The sequence below is a fragment of the Proteiniphilum sp. X52 genome (genome assembly GCF_003712195.1).
Lineage (GTDB): Bacteria > Bacteroidota > Bacteroidia > Bacteroidales > Dysgonomonadaceae > Proteiniphilum.
Genome location: NZ_RDSD01000042.1, coordinates 1 through 4,755 on the forward strand (window position 1 = coordinate 1; position 4,755 = coordinate 4,755).

Sequence of the window (4,755 nt, forward strand, 5' to 3'; positions counted from 1 at the left end):
ATTCACCGTAACCGGGAAAAACATCCATCCGGCACACAGTGCACACAATACGATTTTCTTCATTTTCATGATGGTACCTATTATGAAATTTCTGCCTCAAATCTAAATAATATATTTCTCTTGCGAAATAGGATATGGAGAGATACAAGAATTTAACTACAGCCGTCGACATAATCATCTGATAACCAAATACAATTACCATAAGGATACAAGACGGTACAAAATTTTAACGAGTGAGGGCTGGTGCCCAGCAATGACACACCGTCGCGCTCGATAAAGCAATTGTCGCGCAGGTGTTCCAGCGTGTGGCGCTTGCCATAGTGTTCGGACACCATATTCAGGCAGGCGGGGCCGCAGTCCATCGCGTCGGGCTGTTTGGTGAAGGGGAAAGGCATAATTGATTACAATCTGTTTATCTCATTCGTTGCTCCTTGTCCTTTATATTTGGTTTTTGAAGAATTAAATCGATATGTAAGTTGCAGGCTGAATCCTCTGTTATCACCGTCATTCCATTTATTGTAATGTATAATATCTGTATTCATAGACCATCTCTCCAAATCTGCGGCAAAAATATCCAAAGCGTTCAGTACAACGCTTAATCGATTGTCGTAAAAGCTTTTACTTAGTTTTACATCGGTACGAAACGCCGATTTATATATGGAAACGTCGGAATTGCCTCGAAGATTTCCTTCCATATTCAAAGCCAATTGAAACTCTTTTGGCAGCCGAATCGTATTATTCCATCTGTATGTATAGTAGGGTTTATTGTAGCTGCAGTTTTTCAAATGGAGGTTTTGTTTATAAAAACCGACAGCAAATGTAGGTTTCCAAAACTTTATGGTAGGCGAATAGCTTACGTAAGCATCCAATCTTTCGCTATACGGAAGATTCATCATGGTAAAAAGAGTTATAGGTTTATCTTTAAACTGCTCCACTATAAAAAGTAAGTTGTCTTTCACCCAGTTATACGAGACTTCCATTTGTAAATCTTTCCATCCAAAAGTGTATGACAATTTATTTATAAACATGGGTCTTAACGAGGGATTTCCGCCTTCGTAGTCATACGGGCTATTATATGTAATGGAACTTCTTAAATTGTAATAATTGGGACGGTAAACTATCGTTTTATATCCTAATGTCATGTTTATATAATCGGTTTTGTAAGAAAAAGTCAATGACGGGAACCAATTGTTGTAAATACGGCTTTGTATTTTGCTTAATTCGTTATTATAGTAATATTTAAAATCAATATGTTCGTACCTTAGTCCGGCGCTTAACGACAACTCAGTCCAGGTATAATCAACGGATGCAAAAGCTGCAATTAAAAATTGTTCGGATTTATCTTTATTAGAAGGCAGATCTTCCGAGATATTCTTATTTAGCATTTCGTACGATTGCTTATTGTCGGTATATGAACTTTCACTACCAAAATTTATCCTCCCACCGGCTAACGACTTTTCTATCAAAAGTTTTCCTGCATAAAGGGAATAGTCCGTTTCGCTATTGCTTTTTACAAGTATCGCCTCGTTGTGGACAAGATTTTTGTAATCCGACGACTGCCCGGCTGCACTTCCTCCTTTTATAAAATCGCCCTCAAAATGTATGGTTGTTTTATTTTTCAATTCGTTATGATAATATGTGTTCAGGTAATGTCGGTGATTTTCTCTCTCGGTCAGGTTGGTTGATGTGTAATTATTATCATTTTCTTCATTGATAAAGTGAAGGGTTTTTCCGCTAAAATCCCAATTGCCTCTCGGAGATCGGGAATATATATATCGCAATCCGATTAAGTGAGTGGGAAGAAACGCGTAATTAGCGCCTATTGTCGCAGCCCAAGAATGAAAACCGGCTTCCATCTTTTTATCATCTTCGGTAATATATTTATTATCTAAATTTAAAATTGTTTCATCTTTTTGGTTCTGTTCATACGCGGTTTTGTCGTAGCTGATTTTGCCGAAGAGGTCTAACTTATCTTTGCGATAATTCAATTCCAAGTATTCGTAATGGCCGAGATGCCGCCGTTGTCGTATAAAAGTATAGAGTGAGCCGCTTAAACCTTCACCCACCGATTTTGTGGTGGTAATACGAATAACCGCCCCGATAGATGCGTCGTATTGCGCACCCGGATTTAAAATTATTTTCACATCTCTTATATCCGAACTTTTCAATTGCTTCAACTCATCATTGTCCCGAAGCAGTCGGTTGTTTAGATAAATAAGCGGGGTGCCTCTCCCGAAAACGGTGTATTTGCCATTCTCTCCTTTTACAAACGGCAGTTGCGAAAGAACATCATTGGCCGTTCCCAGACGACTCAGGATGGAATGCTCTATTTTTGCGGTCAACCCGTCGGAATCCATTCTGTATGCAGGACGGGTTGCCGTTACCAACAGCCCCTCCAGAATAACAGAAACTTCCTCCATAACAACCGTCCCCAAGTCGAAACTGTCAACTTTTAACAATATTGTCTTATAACCGACCGAACTGATTTTAATCGTATAGTCTTTATCCTTATCTAAGTTTGCCTTTAAAGTAAACACCCCACTTGTATCCGAAACCGCGCCAGAGACAAACGAAGAATCCGGTACCGTTTGCAAAACAACAGTGGCAAAAGCAACAGGACGCTTCCGAATATCCGTTATTAATCCTTTAAACTCTTGTGCAATTACGCATAAGATATTACAAAACAAAAATATGCAGATGGGGTAAATCCTTTTTAGCTTATTCATATCCATTTCGCCTGATTTCAAGTGTAACTTAATCCTTATACGAACACACTTTATCCGTATTCTCATAATAAAAATGTTCCAAACATCTGTTCAACAGATAAGGGGATTTCTGTAAACATTGACACAAATTATATTTTCCATCCTCATACAAGTTCCTTAAATGAAAAAAAGCACATTTTCCGCTACACACAGGCAATAAAAAACAATCTAAACATTCTTTGTCCTTATAAAACTTACTTCCAATTATATACCTGTAAAATAAAGATGGATTTGAAAGTTTTTCATCTTTAATGTATCCAACAATACGCGTTTCATCACTTACATCATTCCAACATTTATATATTTCTCCTCTCGGTCCGATAATGTACGAATTTAGAACAGTAGCACAGCAGCCTTTATGATATTCTAAAGTGGGAAATATAGAACCTTCTATCATTTTCTTCTTACGTAAATCAAAGTATAAATCAAATGTCTCCCATTGGCTTAACGACTCGGAAGATAATGCTTTTTTGCTGTCATTGTCAATTCTTAATATGCCAGGATATATATTAATTTTTTTTCCTTTCCATCTTTCTCGTAAATCATGGTATATAATATTAAAATCATCAACATTCTTTTTATCAATATTCACTCTAATAGACAACTGAGTGTCTGAAAGCTTCTCTAAAATATTTTCAATATTATTCATTAATACTTCATAGCTGCCTTCCCCTGTCTTTTTTTGTTTTCTAATAGAATCGTGTCTTTCTTTATTTCCGTCTAAAGTTATTTGTATATCATTTAAGGTATTTATTTTAAAATAGTCAATAACTTCATTTGTAAAATAATACCCATTTGTTACTATTGAATGTTTAGTCAATTTTAGATCAATTTCATTTTTTATTTTATCTATAATTCTTTTTATCGTATCAAAAGCTAATAACGGTTCTCCTCCATACCAAGTAATTTCAAGATTTTTCGCATTCTTATGACGCTTTACAAACAATATTAATTGTTCTATAATATCATCATTCATTTTAACTGCTTTTTTACCTTCCTCAAAGCAATACGAACAATCAAAATTGCAGGCTAAAGTGGGAACAAGAACTAAACCAATTGTAGAATTAGAGAAAGTTATCTGATCTTCTACAAATTGACGCTCTAATAAAAAATCCGCATCATCTCTTTTATTGACAATAATTTTATGATGTTTGAATAGTTGAAATAATTTTTCATCTAAATACAATAATAAAGAGCTCTTTTGTTTAGCTTCCTCTAGAAATTCTGACAACTCTTTAGTTATTTTTAAAATAGAATTTGAACGAGAAGAGTAAATTAAATTTTCGTTCTTTGATGAAATAAATTGATATACATATTTTGATATAATATTATCGTTCATAGTAATATAATTTTATTATCTTTATTGCCGTCCAATAAAACTTTTTCTCCAATGCTATTGTGTAAGTTATAAGACTCTAAACAAATATTTTCCTATTTTTTAGGTTTTTATATCCCATATTTACAAAGGAGAATAATCATTAGTATTTACCAGACAATCATTATTAATTCCTTATTTTTTATACCTATAATTTTAACGAAACTGAATATAAATATAATAGGTTATCCCAGCAAACAAAACATAAATCATTATATATATCAATCAAATACAGCCTATTTTAATATACATACAGACACTCCTTTTTATTATTAAATAATCCGCTTTTACTATGAATAGACATTTGCTAGCTATTCATAGTAAAAAGCGGATATCTTGTAGTTAATTTTGAGTAGAATCCTGTGAGCTAGTTAATGAAGCAGAGTTAGTTCCGCACTTGCAAATACACCCTCTTACAGCACTGTTAACACCACCTACTATTCTTGCCATTTCATCATTATTAAAGTTGTCATTATCTTTCAAAACAACAACATCATCTAAAGAAAATTTCTCAATATTCATTGCAATATGTTTTTAATTTCCTCTACTCATTTCGCTTTTCGAACTCCGCGCCGATGATTCATACAGCTTTATCTGATAGTTATATTTCTTTGT

At 34.2% G+C, this 4,755-nt stretch carries 4 protein-coding genes; all 4 read right to left on the minus strand.

The window, feature by feature from the left end:
• Positions 1 to 152 precede the first annotated feature (152 nt).
• The 4 genes from D7D25_RS18640 to D7D25_RS17300 all read right to left on the minus strand — a co-directional run bounded on the left by D7D25_RS18640 (position 153) and on the right by D7D25_RS17300 (position 4,662).
• Entirely contained in the window at positions 153 to 395 is a 243-nt protein-coding gene (locus tag D7D25_RS18640) for a cysteine peptidase family C39 domain-containing protein (RefSeq protein ID WP_255417379.1), read from the minus strand.
• Between the two features lie 6 nt (positions 396 to 401).
• Positions 402 to 2,459, minus strand: coding sequence for an outer membrane beta-barrel family protein (locus D7D25_RS17290; protein ID WP_158602664.1), 2,058 nt, complete (start codon positions 2,457 to 2,459; stop codon positions 402 to 404).
• 295 nt (positions 2,460 to 2,754) lie between these two features.
• The gene (locus tag D7D25_RS17295; protein ID WP_122970165.1) at positions 2,755 to 4,104 is read right to left on the minus strand and encodes a radical SAM/SPASM domain-containing protein; all 1,350 of its coding nucleotides are present in this window, start codon (positions 4,102 to 4,104) and stop codon (positions 2,755 to 2,757) included.
• 378 nt (positions 4,105 to 4,482) lie between these two features.
• Positions 4,483 to 4,662: a hypothetical protein gene (locus tag D7D25_RS17300; protein WP_122970166.1), complete on the minus strand. Its 180-nt coding sequence runs from the start codon at positions 4,660 to 4,662 to the stop codon at positions 4,483 to 4,485.
• Positions 4,663 to 4,755 lie beyond the last annotated feature (93 nt).